This window comes from Streptomyces thermocarboxydus (assembly GCF_024760485.1).
GTDB classification, from domain to species: domain Bacteria; phylum Actinomycetota; class Actinomycetes; order Streptomycetales; family Streptomycetaceae; genus Streptomyces; species Streptomyces cellulosae.
On the sequence record NZ_CP058273.1, the window covers coordinates 6,832,886 to 6,852,529 of the forward strand.

The window sequence follows — 19,644 nt, forward strand, 5'->3', positions numbered from 1 at the left end:
GTTCAGTCGTCGAAGTGGGTCTTGGAGCCCGCGGTGGACGTGGTCGTCCCCACCTCGCGCAACAGGGCATGGTCGCAGGCCGCGATCCGCCCGTCACCGAGGACGTTCAACTGCAGTCCGGAGTCATACGCATACGGAGTGGCAACGGCCAACTCCACCGCCGGACGGGCGTAGTTGAGCGCGAACGGTTGCATCGTCTCTCCCTCGTCGGTGCTGCGCCGATCAGGCAACGGTCGTCTGTGCGCCGCCGCTTGGTCCGCCGACTTGCGTTGGCTTCCAGAGACTTATACGAATCGAACGGGTGGTTGGTTTCCTCACGGAGCGTAATCATCGGCGGGTTGCCGTCCCGGGCGCCTTCCGGGCACTCCGGGCGTCCCCGCGCCGAGGGAACCACGCATGGTGCGCAGAGCGAGCAGCAGAACGCCGATGTCGTCCAGGTACACCGGATCGGGTACCAGATCGGCAGGAAGTACCAGATAGAGCACGGCGCCCCAGAAGACCCAGCGGGGCCCGGTGGGCAGCCCCGCCCGCCGCAACTCCCGCCGTGTGCGGACCAGACGGACCAGCACGGCCACGGCGCCCGCGAGCACCAGGGCCGCGAGGACCGCGGCGCCCCACACCACGGTCGTTGTGTCCAAGGTCACTGCCCACCTCCCGGCGGCCGCGTGGTGCGGCCTCGCCTCCCGACACAGTCCTCGAGGAAACGGATTCCCGTTCCGGGCCCCGGTATGGCGGCGGGGACCGGCCATGCGCGCTCGCGACCGTTGCCCCGTGAACAACACCCGAAACACGGAATCGTCGCAGGTCATCCCTGCGGCTCAGTCAAGTGGCAGCACGCGGTGGGGGAGCCTAGTAATGGTCATCAGTCTTCCCCAGGAGTCGATCATGACCACTTTCTCCTCGTCCTCCTCCAACGAACCCGGTATACCCATGGATACGGCCGCGGCCCCGCCCGTCGGCACGACGGGCACCGCGACCGGCGCCCACCGGCCCGAACCGTCCTGGGCGCGCCACCGGACGGCGGATCACACGACTCCGGCCGACGCGCGGTACGCGGGCGGCGCGGGCGCGGACACCGCGCCCCCGCGTGATCCGTCCGGGGCACACCGCGCGGCTCGTCCGGCCGACGCCGGCTACTCCCGCGATCCGGTGCACGGCAACCATCCACGCGACCCGGTCGACCGGCCGCGCGAACCCGCCGGGGCGGACGGGAACCGGGACCCGGTGGCGCTCGTCGACCTGGTGGATCCCGTGGACACCGACATCCCCGCCGGGCCGCCGGGTGCGGAACCCGGGCCGCCCGGGGCGAACGGACCGACCGGGCGGGTGTACCCAGACCCCGTCACCGACCTGGTGCACGCCGCCGTGTCCGACCGGCCCCTCGAAGAGGTCGTCGACCTCATCACCGCGCTCGAACGGTCGCCCGAGCACACCCGCGCCGTCGTCGACGCGCTGCGCGCCGCCGGCGTCGACCGCTCGGTGGAGGACGTCACCCGGCTGGTCGCCCTGCTGACCCGTCCGCCCCGCGACGCCGCCAGCGCCGACGAGACGATCCGTGCGGCCGCCGCCCACCGCTCGGTGGAGGACGTCACCCTCCTCGTCGCCCTTCTGCACAACGAGCCCCTCCCGCCGCACTGCCGCGAGGAGGTTCTGCGCGCCGCCGCCACCGGCCGGTCCGTCGACGAACTGGTCGAACTGATCGACCGTCTGGCCGCCCACCGTCCCCCCGAGCACCTCCTGCGCGCGGCCGTCGCGGAGGCGGCCCGGCCCGCGGAGGAGACGGAGAACGGGCAGGAGGGGCCCCGGCCTGAGCCGCAGCGCACCCCGGCCTCCCGCGCCGGCGGCGCACTGCGGCTCGGGCGCGACGCCGCCGCGCCGCCCCCTGCGGCCGGTCCGCCGTCCCCGCCCCGCCGCGCGCACCCGCCCCTCACGGCCCGTGCCCCGGGCGGCGATCTGGACCAGCTGGCTGGCGGCCGTCGCCCTCGCGGTCTGCGCGGTGACCCACTTCCCGCTGCAACGTGACGGCGTGTCACTCAACGTCCATGCCCTCGCCGTCGGCCTGTCGGTGCTGTGCACGGTGCTGGCGCTGATCCTCGTCGTACGCCCGGCGGTGGTCGTGCTCGCGGCGGGGGTGGCGGCGGCGACGGCACTGGCCGTCGCGCACGCCTACGGCGGCTCGTTCACGGAGGCGACCCTGCCGAGGGCGGTCGACCTGGCCCTGGCACCGGACTGGCTCGCCACGTCGGCCGCGATCGCGGCGGCACTGCTGGCCCTGGCGGCCCTGGTGGTCCGCGTGGCCACCCCGCTCCCGGACACCCGCTGGTCCCCGTGGCCCCCGGCAGAACCGCACCACGCGACGGACTGACCGACCGAAGCGGGCGGCGGGCGGTGACGGGGAGACACCCACGGTGTGCCCTCCACCGCCCGCCGCCCGCCCGGCTCGTCCTCGGCCGATGTTCTGCTTCCGGTACGGGCGAAAGGGCCGTCTCATCCGGGGGCGCCGGGCCTCGGTTGCTCCGGCGTGATGGTGAGCCCCGTCCGTCGCTGCGGTCCGTGCCGCGGTGCCGGGGCGACCGCTCGTCAGGAAGTTCCGCTTCCGGAGTTCGTCTGCGCCGGACGACTGGCCACGTCGGGACCGGCCGGTGCGGGCCGGGCTGCGGGACCGCCGACGGGGCGATCCTCCCGGACCGCCGACCGACGGCATGCCGTGGCACCCGGGTTCGCCGCTCGCCCGGGGGGGCCCGCTGCCGGTTCGGGTGCCGAGGACAACTCCTTCCCCAGGCGCGGTGGGACGCACGGGCCGAGGCGCGACGGTGGCGCCCCCAGCCATCGCCCACCGCCCCCCCTCATCCCTTGTCCGGAGCCTCCGCTTCCGGCTCAGGCCCCGGCGCTGTCTCCTCCGGGGTGGGCCGGCCGCGGCGGGAGGCGCCCGGCTTCAGGCGTTCCAGGGTGCGTGTCAGGTGCTGGAGCGGGGCCGGGGTTCGCGGGCGGGGCGGCTGGGCGGCCGGGGGCGGTGGGGTGAGGCCCATTTCGCGGTACGCGGCCAGCGCCTCGTGGGCGCGTTCCGCGGCCTCGCGGTACAGGTCGCGGGACTTCGTCATCGCGTCCAGCGCCTCGGCGTACATCGCCACCAGCGCCCGCTCCCGCTCCAGTTCCTCCGCGAGGGTCAGCAGGTGCCAGTCCCCGCGCAGCGCGGTCAGCGCCTCCTCGGCCCGCTCCGGCAGCTCCCTCGGCAGCGCGTCGTGGCGCAGCACCGCGTCCACCAGGTCCGTGGGCTCCGTGCCGTCGAGGAACACCGCGCGCACGGCGAACGCGTCCGGCTCGTACCCCTCGGGGACCGGACGGCCGGGCAGCACCGCCGCGCCGCCCCGGGGGACCTCCACGTCGAACTCCCGCAGCGCCCAGTTCGTCACCCGCGCCTGCTGCGGGGTGGCCCGGTGCTCGACGACCCGGTGCCGCAGACCCGGCGGCAGCCAGTGCGCGAGCGGGATGTAGCCGCGCTCGTCCGGGGTCATCGCCTCGTGCACGACGACGTGGACGTACCAGGGGTCGCGGGCGCAGTCCCGCAGCCGGCGCCGTACGTCCTTGTCGTCCTCCGGGAGCATGTTGATCTCGCCGGGGCGCAGTCCTGACGCCGGGTCGTGGTTCCAGGCGGCGTCCGGCTCCTGCGGCCAGAACATCGTGACCGGGGACGGCCAGGAGGGGTCCCAGGGGCGTTCCGCCTCGGCGACCAGGAGCCAGTCGCGGTCCGGTCCCTTCGCCCTGGCGGGGGAGAGGGCCAGGCGGGCGCGGACCGTGACGCCGTCCCCGACCCGCGTCCGGGACTCGAACACCAGGTCCGGCTTGGTGTCGTCCTCCGGAAGTTCGAGGAAGTCGTCGATGGCCCCGGCGGCCTTCAGGGCGGAGAGGCCGCGCCGGAGGGTCTCGTCGGCCCGCTCCCCGACGTAGCGGCCGCGGGTCGTCCGGACGGTGGGAGGGACGGTGGGGCGGGCTGTGGCAGAGATCGGCATGGGTCCAGTCGTCAGCGGGGGCACGTGCTCTCTTCAGTATCGTCGCCCGCGCGGCATGACCGGACGCCGGGTTCGTCCGTACGGCGGTCCGGCCGGCGTGCGGCCCGCCCGGACGGCCGACACCCGGCCGTTGACGCGCACGACTGTTCCCGTACGTCTCCGGGAACCGCCCGTACGGGCCCCGCGTCCCGCCCTGTACCGGACGCGAGAAGCGCGGACCCTATCAGCGTCCCGATGCCCCTGTCGCATATTCCACGGGAAAACGCCAAAGCCCTCACCTCGGTCGAGCACACACCGTAGCGTCGACGTCACGTTCGCGGTACAGCCGTGCGAGGAGGGGGATCCGGCGTGCCCGGAATCGACGAGAGTCTGCTGGAAGCCATGCGACTGCCCGGGGCCCGGGGCGCCCTGGTGGTCGACTGGATCAGCGGGCTCGCCCTGGGCGCGGTGGGCGAGGCGCCGGGCGGCGACGTGGAGGCGACCGCCGCCGAGACCGCCGAACTGGCCCGCCTGGCGATGGAGAGCGGCGCCCTCGCCCCCGCGCACGCCGGGCAGGGCAAGGAGCCGCCCGTCGAGGACCTGATCCTCACCACCGCGGACGCCTTCCATCTGCTGCGGTTCGTCGTCACCACCTTCGACAGCACGGTGTTCCTGTTCCTGTCGCTGGACCGCGCCGACGGCAACCTCGCCCTGGCGCGTATCCGGCTGGCCGAGATGGCGGACCGGATGGTGCTCGGATGACCGCTGCCGCCGCCCCCGCGGACGGATCCGCCCCCGAACTGCTGGGCACCCTCGCCGCCGACCGGGCCACCGGGGCGCTCACCACCCGCTCCGGGATCTTCTACCTCGCCGCCGGACACGTGGTCCACGTCGAGTCCGCGCACAGCCCCGCCCTCGGCGACCTGCTCACCCGCAGCGGCGCCCTCGCCCCGGCCGGCTGGTGGGAGGCCGTCGAGCGGGCCGGCGCCCGGCAGCGGGTCGGCCGCCAGCTCGTCGACAGCGGACGCCTCACCGCAGGCGCCCTCGAACTCGCCCACCTGGGCGCGCTGTTCGACGCCGCGTACTTCGCGCTCGCCCACGACGGCACCGCCCTGCGGTTCCGCCCCGGCGTCGCGCACTGGCTCGGCGCGGTCCGCCCCGTGCCGTGGCGACCGTGCTGCGAGTCGTACCGCCGCCGCGCCCTGCTGGACCGCACCGCCCCGCTCACCCGGACTCCCGACGCCGGCCCGGCCGTACTGCCGCCCCGCAGGGGCCGCGCGTTCGCCCTGGTCGACGGCGGACGCACCGCGGCGCAGATCGCCTCCGCCCTCGCCCACCGCACCTTCCACACCCTCGTCGAGCTGCGCCGGCTGGCCGCCGACGGACTGGTCGCCCCCGCACCCCCCGCGCCCGCCCCGCCCGTCCACCCCGTCCCCGGCGCGGGCCGCGCCGACTGGGACGAGCCCGACACAGCGCTGCTGAGACGGCTCCTGGACGCCTTGGAGGCACTGTGATCCGCACGCGCCGGCAGCGTGCCGAAAGGAGACTGCTCATGGCCGTCGAGACCGACGTGCTGGACGAACTGCGTCGGCTCCGCACCCGCGTCCCGCGGCTGGCGGGCTCCCTCGCGGCCACCGTCGACGGACTCGTCCTCGCCCACGACGTGCCCGGCACCGAACCCGAGGGCCTCGCCGCGCTCACCGCCGCGGCGCTGGGCGTCGCTCACCGGATGACGGACGCGGCCGGGCGCGGCGACTTCCGCGAACTGCTGGTGCGCGGCGCCCAGGGCTACATCGCCACCTACGCCGCCGGCACCACCGCCGTGCTCACCCTTCTCGCCGACGACCGGGTCAACGTCGGCCGGCTCCACCTGGAGGGCCGCCGCAGCGGCACCCGGATCGCGGAACTGGTCGACGCCCGCATCGGCCCCGGCGGCGGACGCCACGCCGACCGGCCCGCCGCCCGCGACGGCGCCCCGCACCCGGCCGACGGGGCCCGGCCCATCGGCACCCTCCCCGTACGCACCCCGCAACGTCCCGCCCACCGGCCGAGGACCGGCGGCTGACCCGCACCTCACCCGATCTCACCACCCGGCCGGACGCCCGCACACCGCCGGCGCCGGCCCGCACCACCCTTCACGATCCGGAAAGGACACCACCCATGGCGAACACCGAGACCTCGCTCAAGGAATGCCTCAGCTCCATCGACGGCGCCACGGCCGCCGCACTCGTCGACTACACCAGCGGCATGGCCCTCGGCACCCTGGGCGGCGGCAAGGACCTCAACCTGGAGGTCGCCGCCGCCGGCAACACCGACGTGGTGCGGTCCAAGCTGCGCACCATGGAGCTGCTGGGGCTGAAGGAGGAGATCGAGGACATCCTGATCACCCTCAACAGCCAGTACCACCTGATCCGCCTGCTCAAGGGGCGCGGCGGCAACGGCCTGTTCCTCTACCTGGTGCTCGACTCGGGCCGCGCCAACCTGGCGATGGCGCGCCATCAGATGCGCCGCATCGAGAACGAGCTGGAGGTCTGACACCCCGCCCGTCCGCGGCCCCGCGCCCCGCCCGCCGGCGCGCGGGGCCGCGGACGTTCCCGTCGGGCATCCCGCCGGATGCGCGGCCTGCCGAATGCCGTACCGTCACGTTTACTGGACCGTTACCGACGCCCGCCCCCGGAGGACGCCGGGCGGGCGGTGCCGGAGTGTGGGGACAGGAGGCACACGGGTGACAGACGCCGGGCGGGACACGCCCCCGGAGCGGGACGAGGACGCGCGCGTACGTTTGCCGCAGCTCAGGCTGGACGAACTGCTGGAGGAGCTGCAGGCGCGGATCGACGCGGCCCGCGGCACCCGCGACCGGGTGCGCAGCCTCCTCGAGGCGGTCCTCTCCGTCGGCCGCGAGCTCGATCTGGAACAGGCGCTGTACTCCATCGTGGAGGCCGCCGCCGCCCTCGTCGACGCCCGGTACGCGGCCCTCGGCGTGATCGGCCCGGACGGCAGGCGGCTGTCCGCCTTCCACACCGTCGGCGTCAGCGACGAGGAGATCGCCCGCATCGGCCACTACCCGGAGGGCCACGGCATCCTCGGCGAGCTGATCCGCCACCCCGAGCCGCTGCGCGTGCCCAAGCTGTCCGAGCACCCCGCCTCCTACGGCTTCCCGCCGCACCACCCGCCGATGAACACCTTCCTCGGCGTCCCGATCCGTGTCCGCGACCAGGTCTTCGGCAACCTGTACCTGACCGAGAAGCGCGGCGGGGCGCAGTTCGACGAGGAGGACGAGTCGGTCCTGTCCACCCTCGCCGTCGCCGCCGGCGTCGCCATCGACAACGCCCGCCTCTACGAGGAGTCCCGGCTGAGGGAGCGCTGGCTCCAGGTCCACGCCGAGATCACCCACGGGCTGATGTCCGGCAGCGGGCGCGGCGACGCACTGCTGCTCGTCGCCGAGCGGGCCCGTGAGATCACCGGCGCCGCCCTCGCCGTCGTCGCCGTGCCCATGGAGGGCATCGACTCGCTGGCCGTGGAACTCGCCCTCGGACAGGACGCCGAGACGCACCGCGGCCTCGTCGTGCCGGTCGAGGGCAGCTTCCTCGGCCAGGCGTTCGCCTCCGCCGCGCCCGTCACCTCCGCGGACATCGCCCACGACGAACGGGTGTTCCCGGGCCCGCAGTCGCTCACCGGCCTGGGTCCCGCCGTGGCGGTGCCGATCGGCGGGGAGGACGGCGTGCGCGGCATCCTGCTGCTGATCCGCGCGGCCGGCGGTCATGTCTTCACGGACAAGGAGATCGAACCGCTGCGGGGCTTCGCCGCCCAGGCCGCCGTGGCGATGGAGCTGGCCGAGCGCCGCCAGGACGCCGAGCAGATCGCCCTCCTGGAGGACCGCGACCGTATCGCCCGCGACCTGCACGACCTGGCCATCCAGCGGCTGTTCGCCACCGGCATGACCCTGCAGAGCGCCGGCCGGTTCATCGAGCACAAGGAGGCCTCCGAGCGGGTGCTGCGGGCCGTCGACGACCTCGACGAGACCATCAAGATCATCCGCTCGACCATCTTCGGCCTGCGCTCCCGCACCCCCGCCGGCGGCTCCGGGACCGGCCTGCGCGCCCGCGTCGTCCGGATCGTCGGGGAGACCGCCCCGCTGCTGGGCTTCGCGCCCAGCGTGCGGATGGAAGGCCTGATCGACACCCATGCGTCCAAGGAGGCCGCCGACCACCTGGTGGCCGTGCTCTCCGAGGCGCTCACCAACGTCGCCCGGCACGCCCGCGCGAGCCGCGCCCAGGTGGCCGTGGAGACTGACGGGCGCGAACTGCGGCTCACGGTCGCGGACGACGGCGTGGGCCTGCCGGCCGGCGGGCGCCGCAGCGGTCTGCGCAACATGGCGGAGCGCGCCGAGCAGCTCGGCGGCTCCTTCGAGGTCACGGAGACCCCGGGCGGCGGCACGACCCTGGTGTGGCGGGTGCCGGTGGGCGACTCGTAGCCCCCGTCCCCGGCGGGGTGTGTTCCGCTCCCGCCGGGGGTACTCGGAGCGCCGTTCCGGTCGCGGCGGGACCGCCCGGCCCCGCGTCCGGGAGGACTCGCCGCCGGTGACGGCGCCGGGCCGCTGCCGGCCCCGGCGCCCTCGCACGGGCCGCACGGCCGCGTGCGCGGCGGTCGTCGGCGGGAGGAGCGGCGAAGTGACGGGCTGGACCTGGAGGTACGAGGGCTACGACCCGGCCGACGAGCGCCTGCGCGAATCGCTGTGCACCCTCGGCAACGGCTACTTCGCCACCCGTGGCGTCCTCGCGGAGTGCACCGCCGACACCGTGCACTACCCCGGCACCTACGCGGCCGGCGTCTACAACCGGCTCGTCTCCTCGGTCGGCGGCCGCCGGGTGGAGAACGAGGACGTCGTCAACCTGCCCAACTGGCTGCCCCTGCGCTTCCGCCGCCCCGGCGGCGCCTGGATCGGTCCCGACACCACGCCCGTCCTCGAGCACAACGTCACCCTGCACCTGTCCTCCGGCCTGATGGAGCGCCTGACCCGGTACGGGCTCGGGGCGGGCGCCGCGCTCCTGGTCCGTCAGCTGCGGTTCGTGCACATGGCCGACCCCCACCTCGCGGGTCTGCGCACCGAGTTCACCGCCGAGGGGTTCTCCGGGCCGCTCGTGGTCGAGGCGGCGCTCGACGGCGGCGTCACCAACGCCGGGGTGCCCCGCTACGCCGACCTGGACGGCCGCCACCTCACCCACGTGGTCACCGGCACCTCGCAGCAGGACGCCGTATGGCTGCGCTGCCGCACCCGGACCTCCGACGTCCGGATCGCCTACGCCGCCCGGCTGACCTCGCCGGCGTCCGTCACCGTCACCCACGACCGGCCCCGCGCGGTGCAGACGACCCGGCTGGAACTGACGGAGGGGAAGACCCTGACGGTCGACAAGGTCGTCGCCCTGCACACCTCCCGCGACGCGGCGATCAGCGACCCGATGCACGCCGCCGTCGACCGGGTGCACCGGGCCGCCCCTTTCGACGAGCTGCTGGCGCCCCATCTGACGGCCTGGCAGCAGCTGTGGCGGCGGTCGGAACCGGACGTGCCGGACGAGGTGGGGCGCATCCTGCGGCTGCACCTCTTCCACGTCCTGCAGACCCTCTCCCCGCACACCGCCGACCTGGACGTGGGGGTGCCGGCGCGCGGGCTGCACGGCGAGGCGTACCGGGGGCACGTGTTCTGGGACGAGCTGTTCGTGCTGCCGTACCTGAACCTGCACTTCCCGGAGGTGTCCCGGGCGCTGCTGCACTACCGGTACCGGCGCCTGGAACGCGCCCGGACGGCGGCTCACGACGCCGGGCGGCGCGGCGCGATGTACCCGTGGCAGTCCGGCAGCGACGGCCGGGAGGAGACCCAGCAGCTGCACCTCAACCCGCGGTCGGGCCGCTGGCTGCCCGACCACTCCCGCCTCCAGCACCACGTGGGCTCGGCGATCGCCTACAACGTGTGGGAGTACTGCGAGGCCGCGGGCGACGAGGAGTTCCTGCACACCAAGGGCGCCGAGATGCTGCTGCAGATCTCCCGCTTCTGGGCCGGCTCCGCCGCCTTCGACGAAGGGCTCGGCCGCTACCGCATCAAGGGCGTGATGGGCCCCGACGAGTACCACGACGCCTACCCGGACGCCGGCCGCCCCGGCCTCGACGACAACGCCTACACCAACGTCACCGCCACCTGGGTGCTGGCCCGCACCCTGGAGGTGCTGCGCCACCTGCCGGAGCCGCGCCGCCGCGAACTGGCCGAGCGCACCGGCCTGGACGAGGCCGAACTCGAGCACTGGGACCACATCTCCCGCACCCTGCACGTCCCTTTCCACGACGGCGTCATCAGCCAGTTCGAGGGGTACGGCGAACTCGCGGAGCTGGACTGGCGGAGCTACCGGCGCCGGTACGGCGACATCCGGCGGCTCGACCGGATCCTGGAGGCCGAGGGAGACTCCGTCAACCGCTACCAGGCGTCCAAGCAGGCGGACGTCCTCATGCTGGGCTACCTGTTCTCACCGGCCGAACTCCAGGGCGTCTTCCGGCGGCTGGGGCTCAGCCTGGACGAGCGGACCTGGCGGCGCACGGTGGACTACTACCTGCACCGCACCAGCCACGGCTCCACCCTCAGCGGCCTGGTGCACGGCTGGGTCCTGGCCCGGGCGCGCCGCAGGGACGCCTGGAAGTTCTGCCAGGAGGCCCTCCAGTCGGACATCGCCGACATCCAGGGCGGCACCACGGGCGAGGGCATCCACCTCGGCGCCATGGCCGGCACCCTCGACCTGGTGCAGCGCGGCCTCACCGGCCTGGAGACCCGGGGCGGCGCCCTGTGGCTCGACCCCGTGCCGCTGCCGGAGCTGTCCTCCTACGGCTTCACCGTCCGCTACCACGGCCACTGGGGGGTACGGCTGCGCCTGGAGAGCGGATCGCTCGAGATCACCGTGCCGTCCGCCGGCCGCTACCCGATCGAGGTGCATCTGCCCGGACACCGCGCGGTGCGCGTGGACCCGGGGGAGACGGCCCGGCTCGCCCTGCTGGAATGACGACGCCGGGCGCCCGGCCGGCACGGAACCGGCCGGACGCCCGGCGGACGGACCCCCGTCGGGGCCCGGGCGACGTCAGGCGCCGCTCTCGCGGAGCATGTCCTCGCGCTCGACGATCTTCACGCGCTCACGGCCCTGCGGCTCGCCCAACGCCTTCTCCGCCGCGTCCAGGCGGTACCAGCCGTCCCAGGTGGTGTAGCGGACACCGCGCTCGGCGAGGAACGCGTCCACGGCCTCGGGGGCCGGCGACGCGGGCGTGCCGAGGCGCCCGTTGGCGTAGTCGTCCAGCAGGTTCGACACGGTCTCGTTGGCGTCGCCCTTGGTGTGCCCGATCAGGCCCACCGGACCACGCCGGATCCAGCCGGTGACGTACGTCGACGACAGGTGCTCGCCGGTCTCCTGGATCACGCGGCCGCCCTCGTCCGGGACGGTGCCCGAGTCGATGTCCCAGGGCAGCTTGGGCAGCTTGTCGGAGAGGTAGCCGACCGCGCGGTACACCGCGGTGACGTCCCAGTCCTTGAACTCGCCGGTGCCCTTGACGTTGCCCGTGCCGTCGAGGGCGGTGCGCTCGGTGCGCAGGCCCACGACCTTGCCGTCCTCGCCGAGGATCTCGGTGGGCGACTCGAAGAAGTGCAGGAACAGCTTGTGCGGACGGTCGCCGACGTCGCGGATCGCCCAGTTCTCCAGGGTCTTGGCGACCATGTCGGCCTGCTTGTTGCCGCGCCGGGTGGCGATCGAGCCGTCGTCGTAGTCGATGTCCTCGGGGTCGACGATGACCTCGATGCTGGGGGAGTGGTCCAGCTCGCGCAGTTCCATCGGGCTGAACTTCGCCTGCGCCGGGCCGCGGCGGCCGAAGACGTGGATCTCCATCGCCTTGTTGGCCTTCAGGCCCTCGTAGACGTTCGGCGGGATCTCCGTGGGCAGCAGCTCGTCGGCCGTCTTGGCGAGGATGCGCGCCACGTCCAGGGCGACGTTGCCGACGCCGAGGACGGCGACCTTCTCGGCCTCCAGCGGCCAGGTGCGGGGCACGTCCGGGTGGCCGTCGTACCAGGACACGAAGTCCGCGGCGCCGTAGGAGCCGTCCAGGTCGATGCCCGGGATCGGCAGCGCGCGGTCGGCCGTGGCGCCGGTGGCGAAGATCACACCGTCGTAGAAGGCGCGGAGGTCGTCGAGGTGCACGTCGGTGCCGTAGTCCACGTTGCCGAACAGCCGGATCTGCGGCTTGTCGAGCACCTGGTGGAGGGCGGTGATGATGCCCTTGATCCGCGGGTGGTCGGGGGCGACGCCGTAACGGATCAGTCCGAACGGCGCCGGCATGCGCTCGAAGATGTCGATGGACACACCGGGGTCGGCGGCCACGTCGGACTTGAGCAGGGCGTCGGCGGCGTAGATCCCGGCGGGGCCGGATCCGACGATGGCTACCCGCAGGGGGCGGGGCATGGTCAGGTTCCCTTCGAGCGATGACAAGCGTCTCGTGGGGAAGCCTAAACTCAGGCTTGCCTTACCTGGTACGCGGGTCCGGCCTATGAGCCCATAAGCCGACCTTATGCCATGTCCCGAGGTGATCTTATGACAAGGCGCCCGGGCTCTCCGGCAGGTTCTGCTCCGCCCAGATCACCTTGCCCGCGGGCAGATAGCGGGTGCCCCAGCGCTCGGCGAGCTGCGCCACCAGGAACAGTCCGCGCCCGCCCTCGTCCGTCATGGTCGCGTACCGCAGATGCGGGGCGGTGCTGCTGGCGTCGTACACCTCGCAGATCAGATGGCGCTCGTACAGCATCCGCACCTGGATGGGGGCGCCGCCGTGCCGCATCGCGTTCGTCACCAGCTCACTGAGGATCAGCTCCGTGCCGAACGTCAGCTCCTCCAGGCCCCACTCGGCGAGCTTCCGCGTCACCGCGGCCCGCAGCTCGCCCACCGCCGCCGGGTCCGCCGGCACCGGCCACTCGGCGATCCGGTCGGCGGGCAGCGCCCGGGCCCGCGCCACGATCAGCGCGATGTCGTCCGCCGCCTTCCCCGGGCGCTGCGAGTCCAGCACGGCCCTGCAGGTCTCCTCCGGGGACGGGCCGGCGCCCGCCAGTGCCTCCCGCAGCCGCTCCAGGCCGACGTCGATGTCGTGCTCACGGTCCTCGACCAGCCCGTCGGTGTACAGCACCAGCCTGCTGCCCTCCGGCAGCTCCAGCTCCGCCGACTCGAACGGCAGCCCGCCCAGGCCCAGCGGGGGACCGGCCGGCACGTCCGGGAACTCCACATGCCCGTCCGGGCGGACCAGCGCCGGCGGCGGATGGCCCGCGCGCGCCACCGCACAGCGCCGCGACACCGGGTCGTACACCGCGTACAGGCACGTCGCCCCGATGACCGGGGCGACGTGCTCGTCCTGCGCCTCGTCCTGGTCGATCCGGCCCACCAGCTCGTCCAGCAGCGCGAGCAGCTCGCCCGGCGGCAGGTCCAGCGCGGAGAAGTTGTGCACCGCCGTGCGCAGCCGGCCCATCGTCGCCGCCGCGTGCAGACCGTGCCCGACGACGTCCCCGACCACCAGCGCCACCCGGGCCCCCGACAGCGGCAGCACGTCGAACCAGTCGCCGCCCACCCCGGCCTGCGCCGGCAGATAGCGGTACGCGATCTCCAGCGCGTTCTGCTCCGGCAGCGTGCGCGGCAGCAGGCTGCGCTGCAGCGTCACCGCCATGCTGTGCTCGCGCGTGTAGCGGCGGGCGTTGTCGATGGACACCGCGGCCCGCGCCACCAGCTCCTCCGCCAGCGCCAGCTCCTCCTCGTCGAACGGCTCCGGCTTGCGCGACCGCCAGAAGCTGACCACGCCCAGGACCAGCGAGCCGGCCCGCAGCGGCACCGTGATCAGCGAGTGGATGCCGTACTCGACGACCTGCGCGGAGCGCTCCTTGTCCTGCGCCTGCCAGCCCGGCGCCTCGTCGAGCCGCGGCTCCAGGACCGCGCGCCCGGTGGCCAGGCTCCGGCCCTGCGGGGACGACTCGACGAAGTGGATCTGCTGGTCCCTCGGGTAGAGCGGGGCGTCCTCCGCGATGCCGGTCCGGGCCGTGCGGCGCAGCGCGGCGGCCGCGTCGGGGTGCCCGCCCGCCAGCACCGACTCGAACAGGTCCACGGTGGCGAAGTCCGCGAACCGGGGCACGGCCAGGTCCGACAGCTCCTGCGCGGTCCGCGCCACGTCCAGACTCGTCCCGATGCCCACGCCCGCGTCGTACAGCATGTTCAGCCGCTCGCGGGACTCCTCCGCCCGGCCGGACAGCGCCCGCAGCTCCGTGGTGTCGCGGACGGTGGTGACGCTGCCCCGGTGCCTTCCCGCCGGGTCGGTGGGCCGCTGGTTGACGGCGAGCAGCCGGTCGCCCACCGGAAGCACCTCGTCCGTGGCCGTGCGGCCCGACGACAGCAGCTCCGTCGTGGCCGGATCCAGACCCAGATTCCGTACGTGCCGGCCCTCGGCGTCCTCGGGGAGGCTGAACAGACGGCGCGCCTCGTCGTTCGCGAGCAGCAGGGTGCCGTCGCCGTCGAGGATCATCACGCCCTCGCGCACCGCGTGCAGCACGGCGTCGTGGTGTTCGTACATCCGGGTCATCTCGTGCGGACCCAGGCCGTGGGTCTGGTGCAGCAGGCGTCTGCTGATCAGGGCCGCCCCGCCGGTCGCCAGGGCCAGCGCGGCGAGCGCCGCGCCCAGCACCAGCGGGAGCTGCGCCTCGGTCGCCCCGCCGACGTTCTCCAGCGTGATGCCGGCCGAGACCAGGCCGACGACCTCGCCGTCCGGGTTCTCCACCGGCACCACGGCCTGCACCAGCCGGCCGATGGTCCCCTCGATCTCCTCCACGACCGGCTCGCCGTTCAGCGCGGGCTCGATGGTGCCGACGAAGTGCTTGCCGATGCGGTCGGGGCGGGGGTGCGTGTACCGGATGCCGTCGGTGTTCATCACCACGACGAAGTCGACGTGCGACCGCTTGCGGGCGGCCTCGGCGCGCGGCTGGAGAACGGCCGTGGGGTCGGGGGAGTCCAGCGCCTCGATCGTGCCGGGGGCGTTGGCGAAGGCCTCGGCGACGGCGAGGGAGCGGTTGCGGGCCTCCTCGGAGTTGTCCCGCTGCGCCTGCAGCACCAGCGCCACGACGGCCGCGACGACCAGCAGCAGCACCATCACCAGGAGCAGCACGAACACCTGTCCGGCGACGCTGCGCCCGCTCAGCACCGACCGCAGCCCCGCCATCGGATGCCACCCGGAGCGACCGCTCTCCTGCCGCCGACGCCGCACGGAAGCCGCCGCGCCGGACCGCTGGGGCGACCGGGTCCGGGATCGACCCATGAGTCGGACCATGTGCCATGTCTACACTGCCGGGCGAATCGAGGCGAGGGTAGGCCGAGGGGCGGCACCTCAGTGAACCTGCGGTTCCTCCCGCCCACCCCAGGGGGCGCGGGGAACCGCGCGCCCGGCCCCTGTGGCGCCGCAGCCGCCATACCACCGCAGGTGGCAGTGGTCCGGGCGGGCGCGGTAAGTGCCGGTGCGGCGCCGCGGGGGTTGTTCGCGCAGTTCCCCGCGCCCCTGGGGAGGCGTGCCACGCGCGAGGCGCGAAAGGTCCGGGGACGGGTGCGGCGCCGTACCGGCTGGTCGCGCGGTTCCCCGCGCCCCTGGGGAGGTGGGGCGGACCGTGGGATCGAAAGAGTGCACGTGTGCGGGTCGCGCGCGGCCTTTCCCCCCGGCCGCGCGCGACCCTCCCCCCGACGCGCGACTCGTCCCCCGAGCAGTCGCGCGTCATCTTGTCCGGGCACGCCCGTCACCGGGGGCCCGGAGTCCGGAGTCCGGAGAACTCTGTGTTCAGTCGGCCAGCGCCCGCGCCAGCTCCGTGCTGGCGCGCGCGACCTCCGTGTCCGGCTCGGACAGGAGCCGGTTCAGCTCCCCGCGCCGCGCCCGCACCGCCTGCCGGGCCGCCCGCTCCCACACCACCGGGTTCTCCCGGCGGTTCAGGAGCTTCGGGTACGCCGCGGCCGTGCTCTCCCACTGCCGGGCGTCGGCGATGGCCTTGAGCAGCTGGATGATCCCCGCCCGCACGGTGACGTGGGGCAGCTGCGCCAGCTCCCAGAGGAAGGGGACCGTGGCGGCGGTCGCCTGCTCCGTGACGAAGCCGTACTGGCAGATCCGTTTCCGCAGATCCTCGAGGGCGGCCCGGGCGGTGTCGGCGTCGCCCCAGGCGATGCCGTTCAGCAGCAGGGGGATGGCGGCCGCCGATCCGGTGGAGTCCTGCATGTCGGCCCACGGCACCTGGGACAGGGCCGCGAGGGGCGTGGACCGTGCCACTCCGGTGGGGGACGTGTGGCGCACTGGGCGCTCGCTGCTCGGCTGTTCCGTAGAAGCGCTGCGCATGGCGTGGGTGCCTTTCCGCGGGCAGTCGGGTCAGGTGGGCGGGCGGGTGGACAACCGGGCCCACACCGTCTTGCCTGCCGGGACGGCGGGGAACCAGCCCCACGCCTCGGACAGGGCGTCGACGATGCGGAGCCCCCGGCCGTGCTCCTCCAGGTCGGCGTCTCCGCCGGGAGGCCGGCGCACGGGCGGGCGGTCGTCGGGGTCGGTGACCGTGAGCAGCAGGTGCGCCGGCTCCAGCCGGAACCCCAGCCGTACGTCCGGCTCACCCGGGCAGCGTGCCGCCGCGTGCGTGACGGCGTTGGCGGCCAGCTCGGTCATGACCAAGGCGGCGTCGTCGCTGCACTGCTGCAGCGACCAGTCCCCGAGGGTGTCGCGGGTGAAGGACCGCACCCGCGCGAGGCCCTCCCTGCTGCAGGCGATGCTCACCGCCGTGTGGGGGGCGGCGGCGGGCACCGTCTGCAGTGGGGACCCGTCCTCGTGCGGCACCGCGGGCAGCGGGCCGAACGACCCGGCGCCGCCTGCCGGTAAGACGGCCGAGGCCGTCGGCCGGAGCGTCAAGTGCGCAGGTGATGACACGGCATCTCCTCGATGCGACGTCAGGACGGGGCGCTCCCACGGGGGTTGACGCCACGGCTATTATCCACGCTGTCAGCGCTCCCGTGCAATTGCACGGGAAATTGCGCGAGAATTTTCGCCAAGTGCGGCGCCGGCCGTGCGGGGCGGGACGAGATCGGCAGCAAGGAGACAGCGGTGCCTGGAGTGCGGAACGGAGTGCGGGCCTCCCAGTTGGACGCCCGCTGGATCAAGAGCCGGCACAGCAACGCCGAAGGCAACTGTGTCGAGGTCGCACCGCTGTCCGGCGGTGACGTCGCGATGCGCAACTCCCGCGACCCCGACGGCCCGGCCCTCGTGTACACCGCCGCCGAGCTGGCCGCCTTCCTGGCGGGCGCCAAGGACGGCGAGTTCGACCACCTGGTCGGACGACGCGGTACCTCGTCCTCATGACGGGTCGTCCCGTCCGAGCGAGGGGCCATCGCGCCCGCTGACCGCCGTGCGGCCGGCGCCGGACCCTTGCCGGGTGCGCCGGCGCCGGTGAAGCGGATTCCAACTGCCCCACTTCGATCGGCATTTCACATCCGGATGCGGTGAGGCAGGGTCAGATGCGATAGTGTGAATCGCCCTTGTGCCGGTCTGCTGGGAGTCAGGATGTCCGCCGCGTCGCATCGTATCTCCCGTCTGGAACCCTACCTGGACAGGCCCGAGCCCGCGCCGACCTTGCTCAAGATGCTGGTGGGCGTGCAGCTGGCCGGTTTCCGTGAGGATTGCGGACTGTCCCAGGACCAGGCGGCCCGCTCCGTCGGCTTCAGCGGGGCCAAGCTGTCCCGCATCGAGTCCGGCAAGGGCCGCCGCCCGCCGACCGAGGCGGATGTGCGGAAGCTGCTCGACCTCTACGGCACCGACGGCTACGAGGCCTCCGTCCTCCTCAAGCTGCTCCAGCGGGCCGGCGAGCCGGGCTGGTGGCAGCGGTACGACAAGCGGCTGATGCCCGAGTGGTTCGACCGCCTGGTCGGACTCCAGGAGGCCGCCGCCACGATCCGTACGTTCGAGATCCAGTACGTCCCCGGACTGCTGCAGACCGCCGACTACACCCGCGCGGTCGTCGAACGCGGACTTCCCAACGCCCCGGCGAGTGAGGTGCAGCGCCGCGTCGAGCTGCGCATGCGCCGCGCCCAGCTGCTGCTCCGCGAGGACGCCCCGCAGCTGTGGGCGGTCATCGACGAGTCGGTCCTGCTGCGCGTCCTCGGCGACCGCACCGTGATGCGCGACCAGCTCGACCATCTCGCGAAGATGGCCGAGCGGCCCAACGTCACCCTGCAGATCGTCCCGCTGAACGTCACCAACGCCTCGGCGCCCGCCATCCCGGTGACCTATCTGCGCTTCGGCGGACTCGACCTGCCCGATGTGGTCTACCTGGAGCACATCAAAAGCGCCAACTTCCTCGAGGACCGCGACGAGACCGAGGAGTACCGGATCGTGCTCGACCGTCTCGCCGACGAGGCGCTCACGCCCCGCGAGTCCGTCGAGATGCTGCGCCGCACGATCGACGAGCGCTACGCGCTGTCCTCCTGATCCAGGATCACTCGCTCCCCGTCAGAACCGACGCACCTCCCCGCCACGAGATCCGGGGAGGGGCGTCGCGCTGTCGTGAGGGTTACGAGGGCAGCCGGCCCACGCCGCCGAACTCGATCCACTCCTGGGTGAGCTGACGGGGCGCCACCTCGGTGTCCGGACGCCAGGTGGAGACCTCCACCAGGCCCGGCTCCAGGATCTCCAGCCCCTCGAAGAGCGCCTCGACGTCCTTCTCCTGGCGGACCCGGCCCCAGTGCCCCTGGGTCGCCTGGTCCATGAAGTCGGTGACGAACTTGCGGACCTTCTCGTCCTCGCTGACCAACTGGCACATCACCATGAAGCTGCCCGGCGCGAGCCGCTCCCGCACCCGGTTGGCGACCGCCAGCGGACCGTCGGTGTCACTGTCCGGGATGCAGTGGAAGACCGAGTTGAACAGCACGCACACCGGCTCGTCGAAGTTGATCAGCCGCTGCGTCTCGGCGTGGCCGAATATCCCGTCGGTGTCGCGCATGTCGGCCTGGATGACCACCGTGCGCTCGTCCTGCTCCAGCAGGGCCCGGCCGTGCACCAGCACCATCGGGTCGTTGTCGACGTACACGACATGGGTGGTGGGGTCGATGCGCTGTGCCACCTGGTGCACGTTGTCCTGCGTGGGCAGGCCGGAGCCGTGGTCCAGGTACTGGCGGATGCCGTACTCCTGGGTGAGCGTGCGGACCACGCGCTGCAGGAAACGGCGGTTGTTCAGCGCCAGCCGGCGGGTGCTCGGCACGACCTTGTCGAGCTCCTCGACCGCGGTGCGGTCCGCAGCGTAGTTGTCCTTGCCGCCGAGGTAGTAGTCGTACATACGCGCGGCCGTCGGCACGGTCGCGTCGATCTCGGTGGACAGCTGCTTACCGGTGTGCATCGTTCCCCCTGCGGAGTGCCGCGCCAACTGGACTGGCTGGACAGGAAATACATCCTAGGGAGGGCCGTACGGCCCTTGCCAGCCCGTCGGCGAACATGACCCCGAAGGAATGGTGAAGGAATGTCAGGTCGTCACGCTGAGTGGCGTGATGTGTGTGATGCGTGATGGTCTGGCCCCGGAAGGTGTGGGTACCCGCCCCGCGCATTG

18 protein-coding genes are annotated in these 19,644 nt (G+C 73.5%); 10 read left to right on the forward strand and 8 right to left on the reverse strand.

The genetic code is table 11. The features are described 5' to 3' along the window. Positions 1 to 2: 2 nt before the first annotated feature. Both tgmA and AY578_RS31265 read right to left on the reverse strand, forming a co-directional pair. The gene (gene tgmA, locus AY578_RS31260; protein ID WP_004935783.1) at positions 3 to 194 is read right to left on the reverse strand and encodes a putative ATP-grasp-modified RiPP; all 192 of its coding nucleotides are present in this window, start codon (positions 192 to 194) and stop codon (positions 3 to 5) included. Positions 195 to 314: 120 nt separating this feature from the next. Then, positions 315 to 638, reverse strand: coding sequence for a YkvA family protein (locus AY578_RS31265; RefSeq protein ID WP_037779395.1), 324 nt, complete (start codon positions 636 to 638; stop codon positions 315 to 317). 247 nt (positions 639 to 885) lie between these two features. Between AY578_RS31265 and AY578_RS31270 the strand changes: the two genes are divergently transcribed. Both AY578_RS31270 and AY578_RS31275 read left to right on the forward strand, forming a co-directional pair. Then, complete coding sequence (locus AY578_RS31270; RefSeq protein WP_258906604.1) at positions 886 to 2,022, forward strand: hypothetical protein; 1,137 nt, start codon at positions 886 to 888, stop codon at positions 2,020 to 2,022. Positions 2,023 to 2,026: 4 nt separating this feature from the next. After that, on the forward strand, positions 2,027 to 2,365 hold the full coding sequence (locus AY578_RS31275; protein WP_258906606.1) for a hypothetical protein: 339 nt from the start codon (positions 2,027 to 2,029) through the stop codon (positions 2,363 to 2,365). A gap of 481 nt (positions 2,366 to 2,846) precedes the next feature. On the opposite strand, the gene AY578_RS31280 is transcribed toward AY578_RS31275, so the two are convergent. Continuing rightward, positions 2,847 to 4,010, reverse strand: coding sequence for a hypothetical protein (locus AY578_RS31280; RefSeq protein ID WP_019527251.1), 1,164 nt, complete (start codon positions 4,008 to 4,010; stop codon positions 2,847 to 2,849). Positions 4,011 to 4,358: 348 nt separating this feature from the next. Here AY578_RS31280 and AY578_RS31285 point away from each other — a divergent pair, with 348 nt between their 5' ends. The 6 genes from AY578_RS31285 (at position 4,359) to AY578_RS31310 (ending at position 11,032) form a co-directional block, all read left to right on the forward strand. Then, the gene (locus AY578_RS31285) at positions 4,359 to 4,751 is read left to right on the forward strand and encodes a hypothetical protein (RefSeq protein ID WP_019527252.1); all 393 of its coding nucleotides are present in this window, start codon (positions 4,359 to 4,361) and stop codon (positions 4,749 to 4,751) included. Continuing rightward, entirely contained in the window at positions 4,748 to 5,503 is a 756-nt protein-coding gene (locus tag AY578_RS31290; protein WP_258906610.1) for a hypothetical protein, read from the forward strand. The genes AY578_RS31285 and AY578_RS31290 overlap by 4 nt, the downstream gene beginning before the upstream one ends. A gap of 38 nt (positions 5,504 to 5,541) precedes the next feature. Then, positions 5,542 to 6,054 (forward strand): roadblock/LC7 domain-containing protein, encoded by a 513-nt coding sequence (locus AY578_RS31295; RefSeq protein ID WP_136237509.1) that lies wholly within the window; start codon positions 5,542 to 5,544, stop codon positions 6,052 to 6,054. Between the two features lie 95 nt (positions 6,055 to 6,149). Continuing rightward, positions 6,150 to 6,524 carry a roadblock/LC7 domain-containing protein gene (locus AY578_RS31300; protein ID WP_136237508.1) on the forward strand — a complete coding sequence of 125 codons (375 nt, stop codon included), beginning with the start codon at positions 6,150 to 6,152 and terminating at the stop codon, positions 6,522 to 6,524. A gap of 190 nt (positions 6,525 to 6,714) precedes the next feature. Then, on the forward strand, positions 6,715 to 8,463 hold the full coding sequence (locus AY578_RS31305) for a sensor histidine kinase (RefSeq protein WP_136237507.1): 1,749 nt from the start codon (positions 6,715 to 6,717) through the stop codon (positions 8,461 to 8,463). 196 nt (positions 8,464 to 8,659) lie between these two features. Further along, the gene (locus tag AY578_RS31310) at positions 8,660 to 11,032 is read left to right on the forward strand and encodes a glycoside hydrolase family 65 protein (protein WP_136237506.1); all 2,373 of its coding nucleotides are present in this window, start codon (positions 8,660 to 8,662) and stop codon (positions 11,030 to 11,032) included. Positions 11,033 to 11,107: 75 nt separating this feature from the next. Here AY578_RS31310 and AY578_RS31315 read toward each other — a convergent pair whose 3' ends face one another. The 4 genes from AY578_RS31315 to AY578_RS31330 all read right to left on the reverse strand — a co-directional run bounded on the left by AY578_RS31315 (position 11,108) and on the right by AY578_RS31330 (position 16,979). Continuing rightward, the gene (locus tag AY578_RS31315) at positions 11,108 to 12,472 is read right to left on the reverse strand and encodes an FAD-dependent oxidoreductase (RefSeq protein ID WP_028958959.1); all 1,365 of its coding nucleotides are present in this window, start codon (positions 12,470 to 12,472) and stop codon (positions 11,108 to 11,110) included. A gap of 127 nt (positions 12,473 to 12,599) precedes the next feature. Next, on the reverse strand, positions 12,600 to 15,251 hold the full coding sequence (locus AY578_RS31320; protein WP_202415648.1) for a SpoIIE family protein phosphatase: 2,652 nt from the start codon (positions 15,249 to 15,251) through the stop codon (positions 12,600 to 12,602). A gap of 606 nt (positions 15,252 to 15,857) precedes the next feature. Then, positions 15,858 to 16,403: a hypothetical protein gene (locus AY578_RS31325; RefSeq protein ID WP_026244182.1), complete on the reverse strand. Its 546-nt coding sequence runs from the start codon at positions 16,401 to 16,403 to the stop codon at positions 15,858 to 15,860. 30 nt (positions 16,404 to 16,433) lie between these two features. Beyond that, the gene (locus AY578_RS31330; RefSeq protein WP_258906618.1) at positions 16,434 to 16,979 is read right to left on the reverse strand and encodes an ATP-binding protein; all 546 of its coding nucleotides are present in this window, start codon (positions 16,977 to 16,979) and stop codon (positions 16,434 to 16,436) included. Positions 16,980 to 17,153: 174 nt separating this feature from the next. Here AY578_RS31330 and AY578_RS31335 point away from each other — a divergent pair, with 174 nt between their 5' ends. Continuing rightward, a complete protein-coding gene (locus AY578_RS31335; RefSeq protein WP_078504683.1) occupies positions 17,154 to 17,408 on the forward strand; it encodes a DUF397 domain-containing protein in 255 nt (84 codons plus the stop codon). 201 nt (positions 17,409 to 17,609) lie between these two features. Continuing rightward, entirely contained in the window at positions 17,610 to 18,533 is a 924-nt protein-coding gene (locus AY578_RS31340; RefSeq protein ID WP_028958956.1) for a helix-turn-helix domain-containing protein, read from the forward strand. A gap of 82 nt (positions 18,534 to 18,615) precedes the next feature. Here AY578_RS31340 and AY578_RS31345 read toward each other — a convergent pair whose 3' ends face one another. Continuing rightward, positions 18,616 to 19,437 (reverse strand): SAM-dependent methyltransferase, encoded by an 822-nt coding sequence (locus AY578_RS31345; protein ID WP_019527264.1) that lies wholly within the window; start codon positions 19,435 to 19,437, stop codon positions 18,616 to 18,618. Positions 19,438 to 19,644 lie beyond the last annotated feature (207 nt).